Origin of the sequence: Comamonas sp. A23 (assembly GCF_004522605.1) — a bacterium.
GTDB lineage: Bacteria > Pseudomonadota > Gammaproteobacteria > Burkholderiales > Burkholderiaceae_C > Comamonas > Comamonas thiooxydans.
On sequence record NZ_RSDT01000003.1, the window covers coordinates 290,975 to 313,248 of the forward strand.

At 65.8% G+C, this 22,274-nt stretch carries 21 protein-coding genes; 5 read left to right on the forward strand and 16 right to left on the reverse strand.

Annotated features, from left to right (window positions below; translation table 11 throughout):
- Positions 1-9 precede the first annotated feature (9 nt).
- The 9 genes from EIC84_RS09625 to EIC84_RS09665 form a co-directional block, all read right to left on the reverse strand.
- Positions 10-726, reverse strand: coding sequence for an MgtC/SapB family protein (locus tag EIC84_RS09625; protein ID WP_003068744.1), 717 nt, complete (start codon positions 724-726; stop codon positions 10-12).
- A gap of 40 nt (positions 727-766) precedes the next feature.
- Positions 767-3,520, reverse strand: a complete 2,754-nt coding sequence (gene mgtA / locus EIC84_RS09630; RefSeq protein ID WP_003068745.1) for a magnesium-translocating P-type ATPase — start codon at positions 3,518-3,520, stop codon at positions 767-769.
- 18 nt (positions 3,521-3,538) lie between these two features.
- Positions 3,539-3,949: a hypothetical protein gene (locus tag EIC84_RS09635; RefSeq protein ID WP_003068747.1), complete on the reverse strand. Its 411-nt coding sequence runs from the start codon at positions 3,947-3,949 to the stop codon at positions 3,539-3,541.
- A gap of 214 nt (positions 3,950-4,163) precedes the next feature.
- A complete protein-coding gene (locus tag EIC84_RS09640; protein WP_034362932.1) occupies positions 4,164-4,376 on the reverse strand; it encodes a hypothetical protein in 213 nt (70 codons plus the stop codon).
- A 376-nt stretch (positions 4,377-4,752) separates the two neighbouring features.
- Complete coding sequence (locus EIC84_RS09645; RefSeq protein WP_034362934.1) at positions 4,753-6,555, reverse strand: lysoplasmalogenase family protein; 1,803 nt, start codon at positions 6,553-6,555, stop codon at positions 4,753-4,755.
- A gap of 74 nt (positions 6,556-6,629) precedes the next feature.
- Entirely contained in the window at positions 6,630-7,607 is a 978-nt protein-coding gene (locus EIC84_RS09650) for a tripartite tricarboxylate transporter substrate binding protein (protein WP_003068754.1), read from the reverse strand.
- 16 nt (positions 7,608-7,623) lie between these two features.
- On the reverse strand, positions 7,624-8,718 hold the full coding sequence (locus tag EIC84_RS09655; RefSeq protein WP_003068756.1) for a nitronate monooxygenase family protein: 1,095 nt from the start codon (positions 8,716-8,718) through the stop codon (positions 7,624-7,626).
- Positions 8,715-9,941, reverse strand: coding sequence for an acyl-CoA dehydrogenase family protein (locus EIC84_RS09660; RefSeq protein WP_003068759.1), 1,227 nt, complete (start codon positions 9,939-9,941; stop codon positions 8,715-8,717). Before EIC84_RS09660 ends, EIC84_RS09655 begins: the two co-directional genes overlap by 4 nt.
- Before the next feature lie 26 nt (positions 9,942-9,967).
- Positions 9,968-11,164 carry a CaiB/BaiF CoA-transferase family protein gene (locus EIC84_RS09665; RefSeq protein WP_003068761.1) on the reverse strand — a complete coding sequence of 399 codons (1,197 nt, stop codon included), beginning with the start codon at positions 11,162-11,164 and terminating at the stop codon, positions 9,968-9,970.
- Positions 11,165-11,268: 104 nt separating this feature from the next.
- Between EIC84_RS09665 and EIC84_RS09670 the strand changes: the two genes are divergently transcribed.
- From EIC84_RS09670 to EIC84_RS09685, 4 genes are all read left to right on the forward strand, one after another.
- Complete coding sequence (locus EIC84_RS09670; protein WP_237704505.1) at positions 11,269-12,234, forward strand: LysR family transcriptional regulator; 966 nt, start codon at positions 11,269-11,271, stop codon at positions 12,232-12,234.
- Positions 12,235-12,426: 192 nt separating this feature from the next.
- Complete coding sequence (locus tag EIC84_RS09675) at positions 12,427-13,419, forward strand: tripartite tricarboxylate transporter substrate binding protein (protein WP_034362878.1); 993 nt, start codon at positions 12,427-12,429, stop codon at positions 13,417-13,419.
- Between the two features lie 3 nt (positions 13,420-13,422).
- The gene (locus EIC84_RS09680; protein ID WP_003068769.1) at positions 13,423-14,652 is read left to right on the forward strand and encodes a M20 aminoacylase family protein; all 1,230 of its coding nucleotides are present in this window, start codon (positions 13,423-13,425) and stop codon (positions 14,650-14,652) included.
- 7 nt (positions 14,653-14,659) lie between these two features.
- Positions 14,660-15,403 (forward strand): phosphoribosyltransferase, encoded by a 744-nt coding sequence (locus tag EIC84_RS09685; RefSeq protein WP_003068771.1) that lies wholly within the window; start codon positions 14,660-14,662, stop codon positions 15,401-15,403.
- 121 nt (positions 15,404-15,524) lie between these two features.
- On the opposite strand, the gene EIC84_RS09690 is transcribed toward EIC84_RS09685, so the two are convergent.
- From EIC84_RS09690 to EIC84_RS09720, 7 genes are all read right to left on the reverse strand, one after another.
- The gene (locus tag EIC84_RS09690; RefSeq protein WP_003068773.1) at positions 15,525-16,709 is read right to left on the reverse strand and encodes a DSD1 family PLP-dependent enzyme; all 1,185 of its coding nucleotides are present in this window, start codon (positions 16,707-16,709) and stop codon (positions 15,525-15,527) included.
- On the reverse strand, positions 16,693-17,334 hold the full coding sequence (locus EIC84_RS09695) for a histidine phosphatase family protein (RefSeq protein ID WP_003068775.1): 642 nt from the start codon (positions 17,332-17,334) through the stop codon (positions 16,693-16,695). Before EIC84_RS09695 ends, EIC84_RS09690 begins: the two co-directional genes overlap by 17 nt.
- A 211-nt stretch (positions 17,335-17,545) precedes the next feature.
- Positions 17,546-18,028: a DUF2501 domain-containing protein gene (locus tag EIC84_RS09700; RefSeq protein ID WP_003068777.1), complete on the reverse strand. Its 483-nt coding sequence runs from the start codon at positions 18,026-18,028 to the stop codon at positions 17,546-17,548.
- Between the two features lie 102 nt (positions 18,029-18,130).
- Positions 18,131-18,862, reverse strand: coding sequence for a DUF4136 domain-containing protein (locus EIC84_RS09705; RefSeq protein WP_134737309.1), 732 nt, complete (start codon positions 18,860-18,862; stop codon positions 18,131-18,133).
- Positions 18,863-18,945: 83 nt separating this feature from the next.
- The gene (gene ttcA / locus EIC84_RS09710; protein WP_003067973.1) at positions 18,946-19,941 is read right to left on the reverse strand and encodes a tRNA 2-thiocytidine(32) synthetase TtcA; all 996 of its coding nucleotides are present in this window, start codon (positions 19,939-19,941) and stop codon (positions 18,946-18,948) included.
- Positions 19,935-20,306 (reverse strand): dihydroneopterin aldolase, encoded by a 372-nt coding sequence (locus tag EIC84_RS09715; protein ID WP_003050921.1) that lies wholly within the window; start codon positions 20,304-20,306, stop codon positions 19,935-19,937. The genes ttcA and EIC84_RS09715 overlap by 7 nt, the downstream gene beginning before the upstream one ends.
- Positions 20,307-20,331: 25 nt before the next feature.
- Positions 20,332-21,117, reverse strand: coding sequence for an SDR family oxidoreductase (locus EIC84_RS09720; protein ID WP_003067974.1), 786 nt, complete (start codon positions 21,115-21,117; stop codon positions 20,332-20,334).
- Positions 21,118-21,126: 9 nt separating this feature from the next.
- Between EIC84_RS09720 and EIC84_RS09725 the strand changes: the two genes are divergently transcribed.
- Positions 21,127-22,254 (forward strand): class I SAM-dependent methyltransferase, encoded by a 1,128-nt coding sequence (locus EIC84_RS09725; protein WP_171832547.1) that lies wholly within the window; start codon positions 21,127-21,129, stop codon positions 22,252-22,254.
- Positions 22,255-22,274 lie beyond the last annotated feature (20 nt).

A 22,274-nucleotide genomic window follows, 5' to 3' on the forward strand; every position in this document is an offset into this window, starting at 1 on the left:
CCTGTCGGCTCATTCCTCCGTGCCGGCGTTCCAGAAGGCCTGGAGCACGCCGGGCAGGGCCTCGATGGCGGCTATCACGCTGTCCAGCTCGTCGGAGTCCACCGAGGTGGCGTAGAGCATGGCCTCGATCTCGGTGTCCTGCGGGCCGAAGGCATGGGTTTCCACGCCGCGCACGGGGTAGCTGGCGTTCTCCAGCAACTCCAGCATCTGCTCGCGTACATCGCCCTGAGCCCCCCGGTGGCAGATGGCATAGACGTAGTAGGTCGATTCCGTCGATTCGTCATTCACCGGGCGGCGGTTGATGCGGTTGACCACGGGACGCAGCAAGGTGTTGCTGGCCAGCACGAACAGCGTGGCCAGGCCGGCCTCGGCCACCAGGCTGGCGCCCGCGCAGGCGCCCACGGCGGCGGAGCCCCAGAGCGTGGCCGCCGTGTTCAGCCCGGTGATGTTGGCCCCTTCCTTCATGATGGCGCCCGCACCCAGAAAGCCCACGCCGGAGACCACGTAGGCCACCACGCGCGTGGCGCCCTCGGCCCCGCCCAGGCGCACGGCCAGGTCAACGAAGACGGCCGCGCCCACGGCAACCAGGGTGTTGGTGCGCAGCCCCGCCGTGCGCTGGCGCACCTGGCGCTCCAGGCCGATGAGGGCGCCGAACACGAAGGCCGTGGTCAGGCTGACGAAGGTGTCCAGCATGGCGCCGGGGTTGAAGTTCTGGAGGGCCTGCATGGGGTTCCGGGCTTTCCTGGTGAATGTGTTGAAGGGGGCATCACTGCCAGCCGTAGCGGCGGATGTAGACGCGCTTGAGCAGCGTGGCCAGACAAGCGTATCCCAGCAATATGGCAATCATCCACGGGAAGTAGGCCGGCGGCAGCGCCTCCAGCTTGAAGTAGCCGGCCAGCGGCCCCATCGGCAGGAAGATGCCAGCCGCCATCACGGCCGCCGTGGCCAGCAGCAGCGGCCAGGACGGGCGGCTTTGCAGGAAGGGGATCCTGGGCGTGCGGATCATGTGCACGATCAGCGTCTGCGTGAGCAGCCCGATGACGAACCAGCCCGACTGGAACAGCGTCTGCTGCTCGGGCGTGTTGGCCGCGAAGACAAACCACATCAGCGCGAAGGTCAGGATGTCGAACAGCGAGCTGATGGGCCCGAAGAAGAGCATGAAGCGACCCAGGTCCTGAGGGTTCCAGCGCAGCGGCTGGCGCACCAGCTCGTCGTCCACGTTGTCGAAGGGGATGGCGATCTGCGAGAGGTCGTACAGCAGGTTCTGCACCAGCAGGTGCAGCGGCAGCATGGGCAGGAAGGGGATGAAGGCCGAGGCCACCATCACCGAGAACACGTTGCCGAAGTTGGAGCTGGCCGTCATGCGGATGTATTTCAGCATGTTGCTGAAGGTGCGCCGGCCCTCGATCACGCCCTGTTCCAGCACCATCAGGCTTTTCTCCAGCAGGATGATGTCGGCGGCTTCCTTGGCGATGTCCACGGCGCTGTCCACGCTGATGCCGATGTCGGCCGCACGCAGGGCCGGGGCGTCGTTGATGCCGTCACCCATGAAGCCCGTGATGTGGCCGTTGGCGCGCAGCGCGTGCACGACGCGCTCCTTGTGCAGCGGCGTGAGCTTGGCGAACAGCTGGAACTGCTCCACTGTCTGGCGCAGCTTCTCGTCGCTCATGTGCTCGATCTGTGTGCCCAGGATGATGTGGTCTGCGGGCAGGCCCACATCGCGGCAGACCTTGGCGGCCACCAGCTCGTTGTCGCCGGTCAGCAGTTTGACGGCCACGCCGTGCGCGGCCAGGGCGGCCAGCGCCTCGGCCGTGGTTTCCTTCGGTGGGTCCAGGAAGGCGATGTAGCCGATCAGGGTCAGCTCCGACTCGTCGGCCACGCCGTAGTCGCTCTTCTGCGGTGGCACTTCTTTCATGGCCACAGCGACCACGCGCAGGCCCTCTCGGTTGAGCTCGCGCGTCACGCGGCGCACGCGGGCCAACTGCTCCTCGTCCAGCGGACGTGTGCTGTCGCCCTCGCGCAGGTGGGTGCAGGCGCCCAGGATTTCCTCGACCGCGCCCTTGCAGATCAGCTCGTGGTGGTGGTTGCGCTCGGCCACCACCACGGACATGCGGCGGCGTTCGAAGTCGAAGGGGATTTCGTCCACCTTGCGGTAGTCCTCGGCCACGCGCATCTGGGTGTGCAGTTCCACATGCTCGAGCACGGCCCGGTCCAGCAGGTTCTTCAGGCCGGTCTGGTAGTGGCTGTTGAGGAAGGCAAAGCGCAGCGTCTCGTCGCAGGGCTGGCCAAAGGCGTCGGTGTGACGTTCCAGCACGATGCGGTCCTGGGTCAGCGTGCCGGTCTTGTCGGTGCACAGCACGTCCATGGCGCCGAAGTTCTGGATGGCGTCCAGCCGCTTGACCACGACCTTGCGGCGCGACAGCACCACGGCGCCCTTGGCCAGCGTGGAGGTGACGATCATGGGCAGCATCTCGGGCGTCAGGCCCACGGCCACGGACAGCGCGAACAGGAAGGCCTCGGCCCAGTCGCCCTTGGTGTAGCCGTTGATGAGCAGCACCACGGGCACCATCACGGCCGCGAAGCGGATCAGCAGCCAGCTGACGCTGTTGACGCCGGTCTCGAAGGCCGTGGGCGCACGCTCATTGGACGTGACCCTCGTGGCGATGGTGCCGAAGTAGCTGCGGTTGCCCGTGCTCAGAACCACGGCCAGCGCCGTGCCCGAGACCACGTTGGTGCCCATGAACAGCAGGTTGCTGGCATCGAGCACGCCTGCGCCATTCGAGGCTCCCGCGTCGGCGCGCTTTTCCACAGGCAAGGATTCGCCGGTCATGGCGGACTGGCTCACGAACAGGTCCTTGGCGCTGAGCACGCGGCAGTCGGCGGGAATCATGTCGCCGGCCGACAGCACCACGAAGTCGCCGGGCACGACCTCGCACAGCGGCACCTCGTAGCGACGCGCCTGCTGGCCGAAGCCGCTGTGCTGGGCGTCGGGGGCCTCGGCGTCGGCTGGCAGATGGGGGCCGCCGTTGCGGCGCAGCACCGTGGCCGTGCTGCTGACCATGGCCTTGAGCCGCGCGGCGGCGCGGTTGGAGCGGCCTTCCTGCACAAAGCGCAGCAGCGTGGATAGCAGCACCATGGAGGCGATGACCACCGTGGCCTTCATGTCCTCGGTGACATAAGAGACCACGGCCAGCAGCGTCAGCAGCAGGTTGAAGGGGTTGCGGTAGCAGTACCACAGGTGCAGCCAGGCGGGCAGGGGCTTTTCGTGCTCCACCTCGTTGGGACCGAAGCGCGTGAGCGCAGCACGGGCCTGCTCGCGCGTCAATCCGTCCTCGCTGGAGCCGGTGCGCGCCAGCACGGTGGCGATGTCGTCGCGCGAGGCGCGCAGCAACTCCCGCGTGAGGGCGGGAGACACCGAGCGGTGCACAGCCGTGCCCGAGGGCAGGGCGTTGCGCCGAAACAGCCCCAGGGCGTGGCGGCTGCGCAGAAAGGCCTGGAACAGGTGCTTGAGGTTTTTCATGGCGACCTCCCCGGTGGCTCAGGCCTGGCTCGAACGAAGGGTGGTGCGCAGCCAGTGCCAGTTGCGCTGGCAGGCGCACAGCAGGCGGCGGCGCAGTGGCAGGCGGGCCACGGTGGCCGACTGCAGCCATTGGCGCCGGGCATGGACGGGCAGATGGCGGTACACCTCGGCGCGCTCCTGCGCCGCCAGCAGGGACAGAACGTCGGCCTGCTGGCGCTGCGTGAGCGCCACGAGGGCATGGGCGAAGAGGTCGGGACCGTGCTGCTGCAGCAGGGTGTGCAGTTGTCCGGTGTGGCGTGCCGCAATGGCGGCTTGCAGTGCCAGCTGTAGTGTGCTGGTGCGGGACGTGCTGGCGCGTGGGGCGGCGGGAGTGGCGGGAGTGGCGGGAGCGGCGGGAGTGGCGCGCAGCGGGGTGATGATGTGTTGCATGGCGGGCTTCTTTCATTGCGGCCGAAAGAAGCCCGGCACTTGTCCGTCAATGGACGTGCACGGGCCTCCCGGCCGGGGCCTTGGGAAGGAATGGACAGGCCGCAGGCGTGCGCGGCCGGACATCAGGGGCGAAGTCAGGGCAAGATCGACTCGGATCAGGGTCCATGGCGGAACTCCTTTCTGACGGATGGGCGGGGAGGGCGGCTGCGCGCGCTCAGCGTGGCTGCAGGCTCAGGAAGCTGCGGATGCGGTGCGTGGGCCAGCTGGTCTGTAGGTCCAGGTGCATGGCATGCTCCATGGCAGATGGGGCCTGTGCCTGCATCTGTGCCTGGGGCGCAGCCATGCACGGGCCGGCGGCGCCAGGGCGAGGTGCGGCCGCAGCAGGCTGCAGGCGATGCATGGCGGGGCGAACGAACGGTGTGGTCATGGCTTTCTCCTTGGCGAACCAGGAGGACCGCCGTGAAGCAGGGCCGTCAAGCGGCGTGAGCAGGGGCAGCATCAAGGCAGCCACAGGCACGCGGTCAGTGAAAAGCAGCGCCTGGAGTCTGAGGTGCATGAGCGGCATGCTGTAGGCACGCGCCATGACCCTGATGCGCCGGCCGGGCGCAAGGATCCAAGGGGAAACGCAGCAATGGATGAGAGCCGACCGACATGGCCGCCCCCATCACGGGAGTCGGTCAGTCAGCCTGCAGCGAAGCCATTGCGGCGCGCTGTTTGTCACTGGTTGAACTGGCACTGTCCACGGGGGACTCCTGAAATTGCGATCTGGCAATTATCGGCCCAGACCGGGTTCAGGGTCAACCCTAGGTGGTTTTCAGTTGCAATTGCGGCTGGGCCTGGCGGCTTGCAGGCTCGGCCCATTGGCGCACACAGCCCCAGACGATCAGGGCCTGTGCGGTGTAATAGCTGCCGAGCACGCTCACCGACGACCAGGGCAGCGGCTGCACAAAACGATTGATGGCCAGGATGGAGTCGCTGAGCATGAAAAAGCTGGCGCCCAGTGCGGTCAGTAGTGCGGGACGGCTTTGCAGGAGTTGGTAGCGTCCCCAGGCCTGCGTCGCCATCAAGGCGATGACGCCGACATAGGCGGCCACGGGCAGACGCAGGGCGGCAGGCAGGCCATGGGTCCAGAGAAAGACATACATGGCTGCGCCGATCGCAGCCACCAGCAGTAGAGCGCGGCGGTCGGCAAACCAGGGCATATCGAACTTGAATAGCGCAACGTAGCAGACATGGGCCAGCAAAAAGCTGACCAGACCGGGAATGAACAGACTGGATGGCAGCTGTCCGTCCAGCATCAGGAAGACATCGCCAGCCATGGAAAAAACAATAGCTGCCAGCAGCAGTTGAACATGCTTTTGAGGCAGGTTTTGCATTGATTTCATTGTCTGAATTGCGCAGGAAGCTATGTATATAAGAGCAAAAGCCATGGTGGTAGGCTTGAACAGCCAATGCCATTGCTGCAGACCGAGCGCTGCCGTGGCCGTGGCCAGTGCGCCGCTTTGCAGCATCAGTGCCAGCCACAGACTGATGCGTCCCTGCATGGCAGCGCCCAGAGCCCATTGCCCAGTGAGGAGCACGCCGAACCAGATCAGATTGGCGGCCAGCGGTGACTGGTCGGCATGCCAGAGAAAGACCGAGGTGCCCGCAACCAGTGCTGCAAACTGCAGGCCGGCAAACCAGCGCAGCGCAGTGCTCATGGGAGGCGAATAGATGATTCGGTGCTCGTCCAGATCGAAGACGGGCCTGGGAAATCGCTGAGCCACATCGGCTGGCCGCCAGCCCGGCGGCTTGAACCAGACGCGAAGCTTGTCCAGCCAGCTGCGTGCATGCCAGCTGTCATGCGCCAGCTGGCGGTAGACGCTGAAGTTGGCCCAGAGCGGGTCCCAGCTCTTGAGCAGGCCGCGTGTGCCGTAGACGCAGGGCTCCTCGTCGTCCTCGGTCTTGTAAGTGCCGAAGAGCCGGTCCCAGACGATGAGAATGCCGCCGTAGTTCCGGTCCAGATAGCGCTCGTTGACGGCATGGTGCACGCGGTGATTGCTGGGCGCGCAGAACCAGCGGTCGAACCAGCCCAGCTTCCTGACCTGCTCGGTATGCACCCAGAACTGGTAGAGCAGGTCGATCAGCCCGACCACGGCAAACACCAGTGGCGGCACGCCTGCCAAGGCCATGGGCAGGTAGAAGATCCAGCCCAGCAGCGCGCCGGAGCTGGTCTGGCGTAGCGCGGTGGAGAGGTTGTAGGCCTGGCTTTGGTGGTGCACGGCATGGGCGGCCCAGAGCACGCCCACTTCGTGGCCCATGCGGTGCAGCCAGTAGTAGCAGAGGTCGTAGAACAGCAGGGCCAGCAGCCAGCCCGGCAGGCTGAGCCAGAAGGCATCGGCCTCGATCAGAGCCACATGGCTGGCCACGACGGTGTAGATGCCCAGCGTCAGCAGCTTGGTGAAGACGGCGCTGGTCTGGCTCAGGATGCCCAGGTTCAGCGAGCTGATGGCATCGGCCAGCGCATAGGCATTGCGCCCGCGTCTGAGGCTGATGATCCATTCCACGGCAATCAGTGCGAAAAAGACCGGCGTGGCCAAAACGATGACTTGGCTGGGGGAGAGCATGGTCATCGATTGTGGGCAGGGCGTGGCGCACGGCGCCTCGCATCTTCCCTAGTTGCGGCTCTTGGCGCAGGCGCTCACAACCGTATGCCGCGCTTGTGGATCAACGCACCCCAGCGCCTGGTCTCCACGGCGATAAGCTCGGTGAAGCGTGCCGCATCCAGCGCCAGGATTTCCGCATCGGTGGCTGCCAGCCGCGCGCGCACTTCAGGCATCGCCAGCGCGCGCTGGAACTGCTGGCTCAGCCACTCGACCACCGGTGTGGGCGTCTTCGCCGGTGCGGCAATGCCGTACCAGGACTGCACCAGGATATCGGGATAGCCGGCCTGTGCGATGGTGGGCACCTCGGGCAGCGAGCGCGTGCGCGCTGCGGCGTTGACAGCCAGAGCCCGTACCTTGCCGGACTGGATCAGCGGCAGCACCAGACTCTGCGAGATCAGCGCGAACTGCAGCAGGCCGGAGCCCAGGTCCAGCAGCGCCGGCGGCTGGCCCTTGTAGCTCACGTTGGTCAAGCGGATGCCGGTGCGCTCGAAGAACAGTTCCTGTGCCAGGTGGATGGAGCTGCCGGTGCCGGGGTTGGCTGCGTTGAACTCGCCCGGTCTGGCGGCAGCCAGCGCGACGAACTCCTTCAGCGTCCTGGCAGGCACCGTGTCGTGCACCACGAACACCGTCGGCGGCGCGGCCACGCCGCACACTCCCACGAAGTCCTTGCTGCGCGCCTTCATCTCGGGCATCAGGTGCTCGCCCACCGCGAGGATCGGCGCTACGCCCAGCAGCGTGTAGCCATCGGTCGGGGCCTTGGCCACTGCATCCAGGCCGATGCGACCATCGGCACCGGGACGGTTCTCGATCACGATGCGTTGCGGCAGTGCGTTGGACAGCGGGTCGCAGACGGCGCGCAGCACCACGTCGACGACGCCGCCTGCGGGGTAGGGCACCACGATGCGGATCGGTCGATCGGGGTAGCCGTCCGGGCTCGGCGCGATGCCGGCGCGGGCCATGCCGGGCACCAGGCCGGCCAGCAACAGGTGAAGGTGGAATTGCCGACGGTCCATGCTTGTCTCTCCGGTTCTAGGCGATGTAACCCGCCATTGATTGCAGGGCCTGGCGTGTCTCGGTCACCAGGCGGTCCATCACGGCGGCCACGGGCTCGATTCCGCGCAGCCAGTGCACGCTCTGCCCCGCGGCCTCGTACATCAGCGGCCCGATCTGGTGCTGTTCCACCGCCGCCAGCAGATCGCCGGTGAGAGCCTGCTGGTAGGGCATGGACAGTGGCTCGGGTGCTCCGGGCTGTGCCCAGGCGTCGCTGAACGCGCTGCGCAGCACGCGGCAGGGCTTGCCGCTGTGGGCGCGCGTGATCACCGTGTCTTCGCTGTCGGCCGCGATCAGCTTCTTCGCCAGCGCCTGCGGCATCTCGTGCTCGCGCGTGCCCAGCCATAGCGTGCCCAGCCAGGCACCCTGCGCGCCCAGGGCCAGCGAGGCCGCCACCTGTGCCCCGGTACCGATGCCGCCGGCCGCGATGACTGGCCGGCCCTCGGCTGCCGCCACGATCTGCGGCACCAGCGTGAAGGTGCCGATGGGCCCTGTGTGGCCGCCCGCGTCATAGCCCTGGGCCACCAGGATGTCGGCCCCGGCTGCGATCGCCTTCTGCGCATGGCGCACGCTGCCGACCAGGGCGATGGTGTGCAGGCCGCGCGCCTTGATGCGTGTCAGCGCCTCCACCGGCGTGCCGACGCCGGCGGCAAATACATCGATATCGCTACCCGCAATGGCGTCCACCTGTTCCTCGAACAGGCTTTGCGAGCGTACGTATTGCGAGAAGAAGTTGCCCTCGGTGGCCGGCGGCACGTCGTATTGCCTGAACAGGCCCTGCACGAAATCCCTGTGCTCCTGCGGCAGCGCGGCAGCCACGGCTACGCGGTCGTCGTGTTCGGGCAGGCCGGTGGGCAGCAGCAGGTCCACGCCCACCGGGTGGTCCGGGCACAGTTCGCGCAGCTGGCGCAGCTTCTTCTGCAGCTCGTGCGGGCCGTCACGCGCGGCGGCATAGACGCCCAGCCCGCCGGCCCGTGAGATCGCTGCGGCCACTTCGATGCGGTGGGCCAGACCAAAGATGGGCAGGAGTATGCCCAGCCGGCGGCAGAGGTCGTTGGTCAGTGCATTGCTCATGTCCACAGCTCCGGCTCCATGTCCAGGCAAGGGTGCTGCGGCAGCGCGGCGGCGCGCCGCAGCACATGGCGGCCGATCAGCGTCTTGTGAATCTCGCTGGTACCTTCGCCGATCTGGTTCATCTTGGCGTCGCGCAGGAAGCGCTCCAGCGGGAAGGCCTTGAGGTAGCCGTTGCCGCCCAGCAGTTGCAGGCAGTCGACCACGATGCGCATGCACAGGTCGGTGGCATGCAGCTTGGCGATCGATGCATGGATGGCCACGTCGGCATCGCCCGCGTCGTAGCGCTGCGCGGTGCTGTAGACCAGGCAGCGTGCGGCCTCGATCTGGGCCGCCATCTCGGCCACCATCCACTGGATGCCCTGGTGCGCACCCACCGGCTGCCCGAAGACCTGGCGCTGGTTGGCGTACTGGGCGGCAATCTGCAGCGCACCTGCGGCGCGGCCCAGCGCGATCGCAGCGTGGCCGATACGTGCGCGCAGCAATGTGTCCTGAGCCAGCGCCATGCCTTCGCCTTCCTTGCCGAGCAGGTGCTCCGGCGCGATGTGCACGTCGTCGAAGCTGACCAGCGCAATCGGCACGCCGTACCAGCCCAGCTTGGGAATCACCGGCGATACCGTGATGCCGGGCGTGTCGCGCGGCACGACGAAGGCGCTCAGTCCGCGGCCGCCGCCGGGTCCGTCGGCCTGGCGCGCCACCACCACGAACATGTCGGCTACGTTGGCGCGCGTGATGAACTTCTTCTGGCCATTGAGCGTCCAGCCGCCCTGCGGCGCCGGCGCATAGTGGGCTCCCAGCCGCGACACGTCGCTGCCTGCGCCGGGTTCGGTCAGTGCGAAGGCTGACTGGCGTGCGCCGCTGGCCAGGTCGGGGATCAGCGCGCTGCGCAGCGCTTCGCTGCCGCCGGCCACGATGGGGCGCGAGGACAGGTCGGTGCCTGTGACCAGCGAAGCGGCCGTCGAACACACGGACGCTACTTCCTCGATGATGCGCACGCGCAGCATCATCGACGCCTCGCTGCCGCCGTGCGCGCGCGGGAACGCGGTGGCGACTATGCCTTCGCGACATAGCAGCCGGAAGGTATCCCAGGCGAAGACGTCCTGCTGCGCTACGCGGTCGGCGTCCGGGCCGATGCGCTCGGCCACCAGAGTTTTCACGCGCTCAAGCAGAGCGGCTTCATCGGGCGACAGGCGCACAAGCGGGTGGTGGGGTTCGGGAATCGACATGGGGTCTCCTTTGTTTCAGATCTGCCTCAGATGACGCCTGCCTCGCGCAGGCGGGCCAGTTCGGCGGCAGGCATTGCCAGCTCGCCCTGGTAGAACGCTTCGTTGTCCTGCCCCAGTGAACCGCCGGCGTGGCGGATGCTGCCGGGCGATCGGGCAAACCGCGGCACGACATTGGCCATGCGCACGCTGCCGAAGTCCCGGTCGGGCACGTCGCAAAGGGCCTGGCGAGCGCGCATGTGCGGGTCGGCCTCGATCTGGTCAATGCCGTAGACCGGGGCGATGGTGCCCTGCGCCGCTTCGAAGGCGGCCAGTACCGCCGCCAGCGGATGTGCTGCGCACCAGGCCGCGAAGATGCCGTTCAGCTCCTGGGCATGCTGCACGCGGTTACGGTTGTTGGCGAAGCATGGCTCGTCTATCAGCTCGGGCCGGCCTATGGCGCGGCAGTTGTTGGCAAACATGGCATTGGTGCTGCCCGACAGCGATACCCATTGCCCGTCTGCAGTGCGGTAGACCGCGGCCGGTGCAGAGTACTGGTTGGCATTGCCCGAACGCTGATACACGGTGCCTAGCTGCTCGTGCTGGATGGGCAGGAACTCGAGCAGCTTGAGCGTGGCCTCGGTCAGCGATAGGTCGATTTCCTCGCCCGGGGCCTGCGGGTCGCGGGAGCGGCGCCACAGCGCAGCCAGCACGCCTACTGCGCCGAACAGTCCGCCGACGTTGTCGGCCAGTGGGTAGCCTGAGTGCATGGGCGCTCCCTGGGCTTCGCCGCTGATGTAGGTCAGGCCGCCCATGGCTTCGAACAAGCGTGCAAAGCCCGGCCGGTCGCGGTAGGGGCCGCTCTGGCCGAAGCCCGTGGTGCGCAGTATCACCAGGCTGGGCTGGGCCTGCCACAAGGCCTCTTTGGTCAGGCCCCAGCGGTCCAGCGTGCCGGGGCGGAAGTTCTCGATCAGCACATCGAACTGGGGCAGCATGCGCAGCAGCAGCGCGGCGCCCTCGGGCTTGCGCAGGTCGAGCGTGACCAGGCGTTTGCCGCGGTTGGTCACTTTCCACCACAGAGGCTTGCCGTCCTTGTGCGGTGGGAAGTCGCGCATGCCGTCGCCTGCGCCGGGCAGCTCGGCCTTGACGACGCTGGCGCCGTAGTCGGCAAGGAGGGCCGCAGCCGAGGGCGCGGCAATGATGGTGGCGATGTCCAGGACGCGCAGTCCGGTGAGAGGTCCGTTCATGGTGTGCATGTCTCCTGAAGGTCAATGTAGAAAACAGCTAGCCGCGAGCCAACCAGAAATATGAGAATCAGATATCTCGCTTTCAGATGGATGCAGAAGCTGCCATGACCCACGCCACCGAAGCCCTGGAGTTGCTGACACTGAAGTCGCTGAGGACGCTGGCCGCCGCGATCCAGGGCGGCAGCCTGACACGCGCGGCCGTCGAGCGTGGACTGGCGCAGTCGGCCGTGAGCCGGCAGATCGCCGAACTGGAGCGCGCGCTGGGTGGCGCGCTCTTCTATCGCACGGGACGCGGCGTCAAGCCCACGGCACTGGCCGAGCAGATGCTGCCGCGCGTTTCGGCTTTGCTGTCCGAGGCCGAGGCGCTGGTGCGCCTGGGCAAGGAGCTGACCGGTGTGCCCAGCGGCCTGGTTACGCTGGGCCTGGTGCCGGGTGTGGCCGGCTTCATGGCTGCGGCACTGTATGGCGAGGTGGCGCAGCGCTTTCCCGAGATCCGGCTGCGCGTCATAGAGGGCTATAGCGGAGACATGGAGGTGGCGCTGAGCCAGGGCCGCATCGACATGGCGATCCTGAACCGCTACCGGGCCAGAGGCAGCAACAGCTACCGCAAGCTTGCCGATGCGCAGATCTGCGTGGTGGGTCGCCAGCGTGTGCTGCAGCGCATGCTGGCGCCGGCGGATACGGCCCTGCCGGTCAGCATGGCCCTGCAGACGCTCGAGCGCCTGCCGCTGGTGCTGCCGGTGCCTCCCAACGCCATCCGCAACCTGCTCGATGAGCACGCAGGCCGACATGGAGTGCGCCTGAACGTGATCCTGGAGGCCAGCTCCTCGGTGATCCTCAAGAGCATGCTGGCTCGGCACGACTGCGCCACGCTGCTGCCGCGCCATGCCGTCAGCGAGGAGCTGGCCTGTGGCAGCCTCGCCGCCGTTCCGCTGGCGGAGCGGGTATTTCGTCAGCATGTGGTGCTGGCTACCAGCAGTCAGCGTCCTTTCACTCTGGCAGGCAAGGCGGTGGCGACCCTGGTAGCCGAGACCGCCGGTGCCTTGATGGCCCGACAGGCAGTGCTTTGAGGTTGTGGATCAGAGGTTTCCAGGGGTAAGCATCGATTGCTAAGTAGTTTTATTTATGAGATTTCGCGAGAAGCGAGCCGATAATTTCGCGCATCTCCCCGGTCGGCAAGCTGTCTTGACCCGCCGGCCTGCACGGGCACTCTGCCGTCCGCATGCTGCGGCAAGGTGCTCGTGACCCACTGCTGCCTGTACATGTCCATACCACGCCGCTCTCTTGTCGCGACCGCCGCCCTGATGGCTGCGGCCGGTTTTTCCGCTCCCGTTTTTGCCGCCGCCGATGCCTGGCCCGCCACCAAGCCCATCACGCTGATCGTGCCGTTCAGCGCCGGTGGCAATGTGGACACCACGGCACGTCTGATCGGCCAGAAGCTGGGCGAGCGCCTGCACCAGTCCATCGTGGTGGACAACGTGCCTGGCGCCGGCGGTGTGCTCGGGGTGAGCAAGGCCGTCAAGGCACCGGCCGACGGCTACACCTTGCTCATGGGCTTTGACGGCCCCATCAGCATTGCCCAGCTGGTGAATTCCGCCGTCAAGTACGACGCAGAAAAGGATCTGACCCCTGTGGGGCTGACCACCATCGCCCCCGTGGTCGCCGTGGCCCGTCCCGGCCTGCCGGCGCACAATCTCAACGAGCTGATTGCGCTGGCGCGTTCCAAGCCTGGATCGCTGACCTACGCCACTTCGGGCGTGGGCACCATGCTGCATCTGGCCATGGAAATGCTGCAGGAGCGTGCCAAGATCAAGCTGGTGCATGTGCCCTACCGCGGCGGTGCCCAGATCACCAGCGACGTGATGGGCGGTCAGGTCGATGTGGGCATGCTCACCACCGTGAGCGCCGTGCCCATGATCCAGCAGAAAAAGCTCGAAGGTCTGGGTGTGACATCGGCCAAGCGCATCGATGCCATCCACGCCGTGCCCACCTTTGGCGAGACGGCCGAACTCAAGGGCTTTGACCTCAACACCTGGACGGGGCTGTTCGTGCCCGCCAAGACGCCTCAGGCCGTGGTCACGCGCCTGGCTACCGAACTCGATGCCGTGCTCAAGATGCCCGATGTGCGCAAGCGCCTGGAAGACGGCGGCGCCACGCCCGGCTCCGGCACCCAGGCCAGCTTCGTCCAGTTCCTGAAGAAGGAAAAAGCCGGCTATGCCCAGATCGTGAAGTCGGCCAACATCCAGGCGGAATAAGCCATGGCTGCGCCGCTGAACCCTGTCCACGCCGAAATCCATCCGCCCGTGCTGCCCGAAGTGGCAGCCATTGCGCAGGAAATGCTGGTCCTGCGTCACGATCTGCATGCCCATCCCGAGCTGGCCTACGAAGAGCATCGCACCGGCGATATCGTGGCGGCCAGGCTGGCCGAATGGGGCTACGAGGTCCATCGCGGCCTGGGCGACACCGGCGTGGTGGGGACGCTGCGCTGCTGCGACCACCCGAATGGCAAGCACATCGGCAAACGTCTTGGCCTGCGCGCCGACATGGATGCGCTGCCTATCCGTGAAGCCACGGGCCTGCCCTATGCCAGCCGTCACGACGGCAAGATGCATGCCTGCGGCCACGACGGGCACACGGCCACGCTGCTGGCCGCAGCCAGGGTGCTGGCCGCGCGCAAGGAACAGCTCCAGGGCACGCTCCATCTGATCTTTCAGCCCGCCGAGGAAGGCCATGGCGGCGCGCAGAAGATGGTGGAGCAGGGCCTGTTCGAGCTGTTTCCCTGTGATGCGCTCTATGCGTTTCACAACGAGCCTGGCTACCCGGCCGGGCAGTTCGGCTTTCGCTCGGGCGTGATGTATTCCAGCTCGGACACGGCCATCATCACCATCCGCGGCAAGGGCGGCCATGGCGCCATGCCCCATGTGGCCGTGGACCCCATCGTCGTGGCTTCGCATCTGGTGCTGGCTTTGCAGACCATACGCTCGCGCGAGATCGACCCCAACGACATGGCCGTGGTCACCATCGGTGCCATCCATGCGGGCGATGCGCCCAATGTGATTCCGGAAACCTGCGAGCTGCGCGTGACCATTCGCGCGCGCTGCCCCGAGGTGCGTCAGCAGCTGCGCGAGCGCATCACGGCCATGGCCCATGCCCAGGCCGCAGTGCACCGCGCCACGGCCGAGGTGGACTACAAATGGCGTTATCCGCCCGTCATGAACGACAAGGCGGCTACCGATTTCGCAGTCGGTGTGGCCCGCGAATTCCTCGGCGAAGCATGGTTGATTCCCGATCTGCAGCCGCTGCAGGCCAGCGACGACTTCGCCATCATGCTCAATTCCGTGCCGGGCAACTATTTCATCGTCGGCAACGGCATGGGCGAGGGCGGCTGCATGGTGCACAGCGCGGCCTATGACTTCAACGACAACCTGCTGCCCGTCACTGCCTCGTTTTGGGTGAAGCTGGCCGAGAGCTATCTGGGCCGCGACTGAGTTTTGTATGAGTGAAATCAACCTCTCCGGCCAGGATCTGCCCGGCTTCGATACCACGACCGACTACTGGCAAGCCACCGCCACCGAGGCCGAGCTGAGCCAGTCGCCGCTGCCGCCCTATGCGAAGAGCTATCCGGCCCGATTGCCCGACGGCCGCTATCTGCTGCTGCCGCTGCGCGGCATGCCCACGGCCGACGGCTCCGCCCCCGACCGCTGCGTGGCGTCGCTGATTGCCAACCAGGCTTCCATTGAAGTGGTTGAGCAACTGGCGTTGCACATGGCGCAAGGCGCCGGGGCGCACGACTTCGATGTGGTTGTCGGTCTGCCCACGCTGGGCCTGGCCTTTGCGCCGCTGGTGGCGCGCCACCTGGGCCGCAGCCGCTATGTGCCGCTGGGTTACTCGCGCAAGTACTGGTATCGCGACGAGCTCTGCGAGCCCGTCAGCTCCATCACCACGCCGGGCAAGGGCAAGCTGCTCTATATCGACCCCAATCAGCTGAGTCTGATCACTGGCAAGCGCGTGCTGGTGGTGGACGATGCCGTGAGTTCGGGCACGACCATGGTGTCCGGCCTCAAACTGCTGGAGCGTTGCGGCGCCAACGTGACCGCCATTGCCGTGGCCATGCGCCAGGGCACGCAGTGGCAGCAGAAATTGGTGCGTGCCGATGGCAGCGCCATCCCCGTGGTCGCGGCCTACGACTGCCCGCGCATGGAGCGCCGTGCCGACGGCTGGTGGCCTGAATGCTCATAAAAAGAGAGCTTCTGGCGCCTTTCATATATGAGTTTCATGCTGTTTATGCCTTGAAATTATTTTAAGAAATGCGTTGTAAGCTCTTGTTTATATAGCAATCAAGGCCCGGAGCAGGAGCGAATCAGGTCAGCGCACCGCGCCCGTCGACGGTGAAGATGCGCTCGACCACGCCCTTGAGCCGGCCGCCGCGCACGCCGATCAGATGGTCGTGCAGATTGACCGTGGGGTCGCAGTGGCCGGGAATCAGCCACAGGCTCTCGCCCAGCGCGGGCAGCCAGCCGCTGTGGTTGCCCGCGTCGGCATCGGGGTGCAGCACGCCATGCTCGTCGCCGCCGTTGGCAAAGCGCAGTGCGTTCTCGGGCGCCAGCGCATGCAGCCTGGGCAGGCCGGAGTCTATGGCATGGGCCTTGTGGCCGGCGTCGCAGACGGCGTGATCGCCGCTGAGCGACATGACCTGGGTCTTGACGTAGAGCGCATGCTCGAACAGGGGCTGGGCCGCATCGCGCTGGTTGGCCGCGTAGTCGGCGTCCATGAAGAGGAAGGAGCCGGGCTGGATTTCGCCATAGATGCCGCTGGCAGCCTCGTTGACCATGGTGCCCGTACCGGCACCCGTGATCAGCGGAATGGTCAGGCCGGCGCGGTCGAACTCATGGCGCGTGCGGTTGACGAGCTTGAGCACCTGCTCGATGGCGGTCTTGCGCTCCTCGGCGCTGCGCAGATGCTGGGCGCCGCCGTGATAAGCCTGCAGGCCCGCAAAGCGCAGCACGGGCTGGGCTGCAATCGCCTGTGCCAGAACCAGGGCGGCTTCGCCGGGCTCTGCGCCGCAGCGGTTCTGGCCGACATTGATTTCCACCAGCACATCCATGGCTGCATCGCCTGCCTGCGCATCTTGCAGGGCCCGCGCCAGCCGCGTGATGCCTTCCTCGCAATCGACGGCCAGGGCCAGTCGTCCGCCCTGGGCATTCAGTGCCTTGGCCAGAGCCGCCACGCGCACCAGCTTGGTTTGGGAGATGACTTCGTTGCTGATGAAGATATTGGTGATGCCGCCCTGGGCCAGTGCCTCGGCCTCGCTGACTTTCTGCACGCAGTGGCCGCAGGCGCCGGCATGCTCGAGCAGATGGGCGATATGAGCGCTTTTGTGCAGCTTGGCATGCGGGCGCCAGAGCACGCCATGCTGCTGGGCAAAGCGGGCCATGCGCTCGATATTGCGGTCCATGGCGTCCAGGTCTATGACCAGCGCGGGCGTGTCTATGCGTTTGACGGCCTGGCCGACCAGGGTCTGCAAATGCTCAGGAATGTGCTTCATCTCGGCTGCCTTGCTGAAGGTGTGCGGTATCTGCCCAGCCTACCAAAGACAGGCCGTCGGGCGTCCAGAGCAGGCGATTGATGGCGCAGTTGCTCAGCTCCCAGGTGCGTGGCGTCTGGAAATCCTGGCGCGTGGCCAGGCGGTAGAGCACATCCATCACGCCGCCATGGGCGACCAGCACGATCTGCTCGCCCTCATGCTGGCGTGCAATCCGGTCCACGGTGGCAAAGATGCGTTCGCGCAAGGCCTGCAGCGAGTCGCCACCTCCGGGCGGGGCATAGGCCGGATTGCGTGTGCGCCAGAGCTGGGCGTCCTCGGGCTGGGTGGCTTCCACATCCTTGAAGGTGCGGCCCTGAAAATCGCCGAAGCAGCGCTCGCGCAGGCCTGCGGTGGTGTGCAGAGGTGCACCGGATCTCTGGGCAATCGCCTGTGCGGTGACATGGGCACGCTGCAGGTCGCTGCTGTAGATGGCGGCAATGCTCTCGTCGGCCAGCGCCTGGGCCGCCTGTTCGGCCTGCCACAGGCCGGTGTCGTTCAAGGGGATATCCAGATGCCCCTGGATGCGTCCATCGACATTCCAGGTTGTCTCTCCGTGCCGGATGGCAATGATGCGCGTGGCGTGCATGTCTTGGCTCGTTCAGCGTAGGTTGTTTTATTGAACAGTCATTGTCTTGCAAACAAAGTGTGCCTGTACCCCGGTCTGTTGTTACAGACTTTTCGACGCTCGGCCTGCATCGTGGCGCAGCCGGCAAGAAAAAAGGCCTGCAACCATGGTTGCAAGCCTTTAGCTATTGCAGCGCTTGCGCTTCAAGCGCCGGCTGCCATGTCTTTCGGTGTCAGATCAGCGATTTGGCATTGTCCAGCACAAAGTCGCAGGCCTTTTCCTTGAGGTTGCTCTTGACCTTGTCCAGGCTGAAGCTCTTGCCGTCGGCGCCCGTGACCATGCCCATCAGCCCGTTCTGGTAGCCCTGATCCTTGGGTTCTTCCTTCTGGCCCAGGCCCAGCTTGCCCAGCAGCTGATTCTTGACCTGGGCGGCCTTGTCGGCGTTGAGGTAGTTGTTCTTCATGCAGTAGGTGAGGACACCGGCGGCATTGCTGGCCGTGCCGGAGCTCAGGTTGCCCAGGCCCAGGGCCGACAGTGCCGAAGAGCCTCCGGAGCCGCCGAGCATGCCGCCCAGGCCCGAGGCGCTGGAGCTGCTCTCGGCCGCGCCGCCGCCCAGTTGACCGCGCAAGGCGTCGCCGAGGCCGCTGGCATGGGCGCTGAAGGCGCCCGCGGCCACGGTGGCGCAAAGCAGGCTGGAGAGAGCAAATTTCTTCATGACTTCATCCTTTTCATGGCGAGGGCTCAGGGAAGACGCCCTGGTTCAAAGCGAGCTGCACGTTAGCACGCGGCAGGCCGGGCAACTGTTGAAGATTGCAAATCAACGTGCCGGCGCCACGGTGGCCGGTGCCACGTTGGCCGGGGTGGCTGGCGTGACCGGTGCGGCGGGCTGCGCGGGGGCTGCAGGCGCGCCGCTGGCAGGCTGCGCTGCCGGCGGCTGGATGACGGTGCGCACATTGCGCGGGCCCTGCGGCGGCTTGGGGAAGCCCGTCAGCGCGGCATCAAACAGAATGCCGAAGATGGCCGGGTCGTCGGTCCACACATCCTGGCGCTGGGCCGAGGTTTCGTAGACGATCTGCTGGGTCTTGATGTCGCGCATGACGATGCTCACGGCGCGGTAATACTCCAGCGGCGGCTCGTTGAACATCATGCTGCCGCCGAAGCCCCAGCCGAAGCCGCGCCCGTAGCTCATGCCCCAGCCCCAGCGCGGGCCCCAGTAGGGGTCGTAATAGGGCCAGCTGGCCCAGTCGCGCGCATAGCGGGCCATGGCGCTGATCTGCACCACCAGGCTGGCACGCGAGTCATCGCGTGTCAGGCCGACGCGGGCCAGCGCATGCTGGGCCTGGGCTTCCACGGCCGCGAAGTTCACCTGACCTTGTTGCGAGGGCAGGGTCTCCAGCCGGTAGGTGGCCGGTACAGGGATGGTGTTCAGTGCGGAAAAACTCTGCACCGTGCTGTTGACCTCACGCACCGTGCTGCAGCCGGCCAGCAGAGCCGTCGCAGTCAGGGCCGCAAGGCCGATCCAGCGTAAGGAGATTTTGCGCAGGTTCATGATGATTTCTCTGAGAACGACAAAGGCCCATGGGATGGGCCTTTGATTGGACTGCAGGGTCCGGTTTTAGTTCAAAAGTCCGCTCAGGACAGTTGTACCACTTGTACCCCGCCGGGCAGGGCGGCCATGGTTGGCAGCTCTTCATGGTCAAAGGCCATGTCGCCGTTGGGATCGGCAATGCCCGTGGCCTTGGCGTTCCTGAAGTCGTGCAGCTGGGGGTCCATCATGTGCGTGGTCACGATATTGCCCATGGCGCGGAACATGCTCTCGATGCGGCCGGGGAACTTCTTGTCCCACTCGCGCAGCATATTGCCCACGGCCACGCGCTGCAGGCCGTCCTGGCTGCCGCAGAGGTTGCAGGGAATGATGGGGAAGTTCTGGTACTGGGCCCAGCGCGTCGTGTCCTTCTCGGGCACATAGCACAGGGGGCGGATCACCACATGCTTGCCGTCGTCGCTGACCAGCTTGGGCGGCATGCCCTTCATGCGGCCGCCGTAGAACATATTGAGCATCATGGTCTGCACGATGTCGTCGCGGTGATGGCCCAGGGCCACCTTGGTGCAGCCCAGCTGGTCGGCCACCTTGTACAGGATGGCGCGGCGCAGGCGCGAGCACAGGCCGCAGGTGGTCTTGCCTTCGGGCACGACGCGCTTGACGACGCTGTAGGTGTCCTGGTTCTCGATGTGGTAGTCCACACCGATGCTCTGGAAGTACTCGGGCAGCACATGCTCGGGGAAGCCGGGCTGCTTCTGGTCCAGGTTCACGGCCACGATGTCGAACTTCACGGGTGCACGCTTTTGCAGCTTGCGCAGAATGTCGAGCAGGGTGTAGCTGTCCTTGCCGCCGGACATGCAGACCATGACCTTGTCGCCTTCCTCGATCATGTTGTAGTCGAGGATGGCCTTGCCCACTTCGCGGCACAGGCGCTTCTCGAGCTTGATCTGTTCGCGCTCGATCTTGATCTTGCCGGGCTTGGCGGCTTCTTCGCCGTTGGCGTTCTCTGCGGCCGCAGCATCGGCGGCTTCTGCCTCTTCGGCAATCCAGGGGTTGTCGTTTACTGCATTCATGGGGTTCACCATTGTCCGGTTTCGATGCGAATGGCTACTTCGCAGTCGTCAAAAATTTCCAGCTTCGCAATTTTCACACGCACGCCGCGCACGCCGGGCAGCTGCAGCAGGCGCTGGGCCAGCTTGCCGATCAGGCTCTCGAGCAGGTTCACATGCTCTGAGGTGCATTCGTCGATGATGATCTGGCGCACCTTGCGGTAGTCCAGCACATGGAGGATGTCGTCATCGCGCGGAGCCAGGGGCTGGGGGCCGAGATTGAGTTCGGCGTCGACCTGGATCGGCTGAGGCTCTTGTTTCTCATGCGCAAGAATCCCCAGGCTCGCGTCGAAGCGCAGCCCGGTGAGCGTGAGAATCTGTTGTCCGGAAGTGGATGTCATGGAAAAGGGTGCGGCCTCGACGGGCTCACATCATCGAAAAATCGCGCTCGAAGCGCTGTAAATGTTGGCCGCCGTCCACCAGCATGGTGGTACCCGTCATGGATCGGTTTTCCAGTGCAAAGCACACGGCGGCGGCAATGTCCTCGGACGAGGAGGAGCGTCCCAGCGGGCTCATGGCGTGCAGGGCCTCGAACTTTTCCTGGCTCAGCATATGGCTGGTCAGTGTCAGGCCCGGCGCCACGCCCACCACGCGCACGCGTGGAGCCAGCGCCAGGGCCAGCATGGTGTTGGCGGCTTCCAGAGCCGCCTTGGAGAGGGTGTAGCTCAGGAAATCGGGGTTCTGGTTCCAGAGCTTCTGGTCCAGCACATTGACCACGGCGCCCTGGGCCGACTCTTCGCCCGCCGCCACGCGCTCCTGCACATGGGCGTGCAGAGCCTGGGACAGCAATATGGGCGCACCCGTGTTGCTGCGCAGGTGCGCTTCCAGCGCCACATAGCTGAAGCTCTGGGCATCGTCATGCTCGAACAGCGAAGCGTTATTGACCACGGCGTCGATGCGGCCAAAGCGCTCCACCACACGCGGCACCAGCGAGCGCACCGACTCCTCGTCAAAGAAGTCCGCGTCAAAAGCCGCGCTGTCGCCCGACAACTGCGCGCAGGAAGCCACGGTCTGCATGGCTTGCTCGCGGGAGTCGCGATAGTGCACAGCCACTTGCCAGCCCGCGCGGGCCAGGGCCAGGGCCATGTCACGTCCAAGGCGACGGGCGGAACCGGTCACCAATACTGTGCGTGGTCGGGCGGGTGAGGACATTCGTGGAAAATGCGGGTTGTGACGACAGAACCCTCAAGTTTAACGAGCGCCTTGCAATCCCGCATTGCCAAGGAGATTGCCGCCGTGGGCGGCTGGCTGCCTTTCGACCGTTTCATGGAGCTGGCGCTCTATGCGCCGGGCCTGGGCTATTACGCCAATGAAACGGCCAAGTTCGGTGCCATGCCGGAGTCGGGCAGCGACTTTGTGACGGCGCCGGAGATTTCGCCTATTTTTGGCCAGCTGGTGGCGTCCCAGTTACGGGAGGCGCTACAAAAAACGAATACCCGCGAGATCTGGGAGTTTGGCGCGGGAACCGGCGCGCTGGCGCTGCAGATCCTCGACGAGCTGGCGGCTCAGGGTGCGTTGCCAGAGCGCTACACCATCGTCGATCTCTCGGGAACGCTGCGCGCGCGCCAGAAGCTGGCGCTGGCCAAGTACGAACATCTGGTGCGCTGGGTGGATGCGCTGCCCGAAGCCATGGAAGGCGTGATCATCGGCAACGAGGTGCTGGATGCCATGCCGGTGCAACTGCTGCAGCGCACCGCAGGCCAATGGCATGAGCGCGGCGTGGTGCTCGGCGCAGGCGGCGATGAGGCGGCTTTTGCCTGGGAAGACCGTCCCACCGAACTGCGCCCGCCTGTGGATATCGGTGGCCCGCATGATTTTCTGACCGAAATCCACCGCCAGGGCGAGGCATTTATCCACACCCTGGGCGAGCGCCTGATTCGCGGTGCCGCCTTCTTTATCGATTACGGTTTTGGCGAGAGCGAGTACTACCACGAGCAGCGCCATATGGGGACCCTGGTCTGCCACTACCAGCATCAGGTGGACAACGACCCTCTGGTGCTGGTCGGCCTCAAGGACATCACGGCCCACGTCAATTTCACGGGCACGGCCGTGGCGGCCCAGGATGCGGGCTTCGACGTGCTGGGCTATACCAATCAGGCGCACTTTCTCATCAACTGCGGACTTGCACCCAAGCTCGATGCGGTCGGCATCAAGGCCAGATCCATGGCCTCCAAGCTGGTCATGGAGCACGAGATGGGCGAGCTGTTCAAGGTCGTTGCCCTGTCCAAGGGCGTGGAGCCCTGGACGCCGCTGGGCTTTGTGCAGGGTGACCGCACGCACCGGCTATAGCGTCTGCGTGCCCGCCGAGC

Bases quoted from the DNA above. Each gene is read 5' to 3' on its own strand.
- EIC84_RS09625 (WP_003068744.1), bottom strand. From the start codon at position 726: ATGCAGGCCCTCCAGAACTTCAACCCCGGCGCCATGCTGGACACCTTC.
- mgtA (WP_003068745.1), bottom strand. From the start codon at position 3,520: ATGAAAAACCTCAAGCACCTGTTCCAGGCCTTTCTGCGCAGCCGCCAC.
- EIC84_RS09635 (WP_003068747.1), bottom strand. From the start codon at position 3,949: ATGCAACACATCATCACCCCGCTGCGCGCCACTCCCGCCGCTCCCGCC.
- EIC84_RS09640 (WP_034362932.1), bottom strand. From the start codon at position 4,376: ATGACCACACCGTTCGTTCGCCCCGCCATGCATCGCCTGCAGCCTGCT.
- EIC84_RS09645 (WP_034362934.1), bottom strand. From the start codon at position 6,555: ATGCTCTCCCCCAGCCAAGTCATCGTTTTGGCCACGCCGGTCTTTTTC.
- EIC84_RS09650 (WP_003068754.1), bottom strand. From the start codon at position 7,607: ATGGACCGTCGGCAATTCCACCTTCACCTGTTGCTGGCCGGCCTGGTG.
- EIC84_RS09655 (WP_003068756.1), bottom strand. From the start codon at position 8,718: ATGAGCAATGCACTGACCAACGACCTCTGCCGCCGGCTGGGCATACTC.
- EIC84_RS09660 (WP_003068759.1), bottom strand. From the start codon at position 9,941: ATGTCGATTCCCGAACCCCACCACCCGCTTGTGCGCCTGTCGCCCGAT.
- EIC84_RS09665 (WP_003068761.1), bottom strand. From the start codon at position 11,164: ATGAACGGACCTCTCACCGGACTGCGCGTCCTGGACATCGCCACCATC.
- EIC84_RS09670 (WP_237704505.1), top strand. From the start codon at position 11,269: ATGACCCACGCCACCGAAGCCCTGGAGTTGCTGACACTGAAGTCGCTG.
- EIC84_RS09675 (WP_034362878.1), top strand. From the start codon at position 12,427: ATGTCCATACCACGCCGCTCTCTTGTCGCGACCGCCGCCCTGATGGCT.
- EIC84_RS09680 (WP_003068769.1), top strand. From the start codon at position 13,423: ATGGCTGCGCCGCTGAACCCTGTCCACGCCGAAATCCATCCGCCCGTG.
- EIC84_RS09685 (WP_003068771.1), top strand. From the start codon at position 14,660: ATGAGTGAAATCAACCTCTCCGGCCAGGATCTGCCCGGCTTCGATACC.
- EIC84_RS09690 (WP_003068773.1), bottom strand. From the start codon at position 16,709: ATGAAGCACATTCCTGAGCATTTGCAGACCCTGGTCGGCCAGGCCGTC.
- EIC84_RS09695 (WP_003068775.1), bottom strand. From the start codon at position 17,334: ATGCACGCCACGCGCATCATTGCCATCCGGCACGGAGAGACAACCTGG.
- EIC84_RS09700 (WP_003068777.1), bottom strand. From the start codon at position 18,028: ATGAAGAAATTTGCTCTCTCCAGCCTGCTTTGCGCCACCGTGGCCGCG.
- EIC84_RS09705 (WP_134737309.1), bottom strand. From the start codon at position 18,862: ATGAACCTGCGCAAAATCTCCTTACGCTGGATCGGCCTTGCGGCCCTG.
- ttcA (WP_003067973.1), bottom strand. From the start codon at position 19,941: ATGGTGAACCCCATGAATGCAGTAAACGACAACCCCTGGATTGCCGAA.
- EIC84_RS09715 (WP_003050921.1), bottom strand. From the start codon at position 20,306: ATGACATCCACTTCCGGACAACAGATTCTCACGCTCACCGGGCTGCGC.
- EIC84_RS09720 (WP_003067974.1), bottom strand. From the start codon at position 21,117: ATGTCCTCACCCGCCCGACCACGCACAGTATTGGTGACCGGTTCCGCC.
- EIC84_RS09725 (WP_171832547.1), top strand. From the start codon at position 21,127: ATGCGGGTTGTGACGACAGAACCCTCAAGTTTAACGAGCGCCTTGCAA.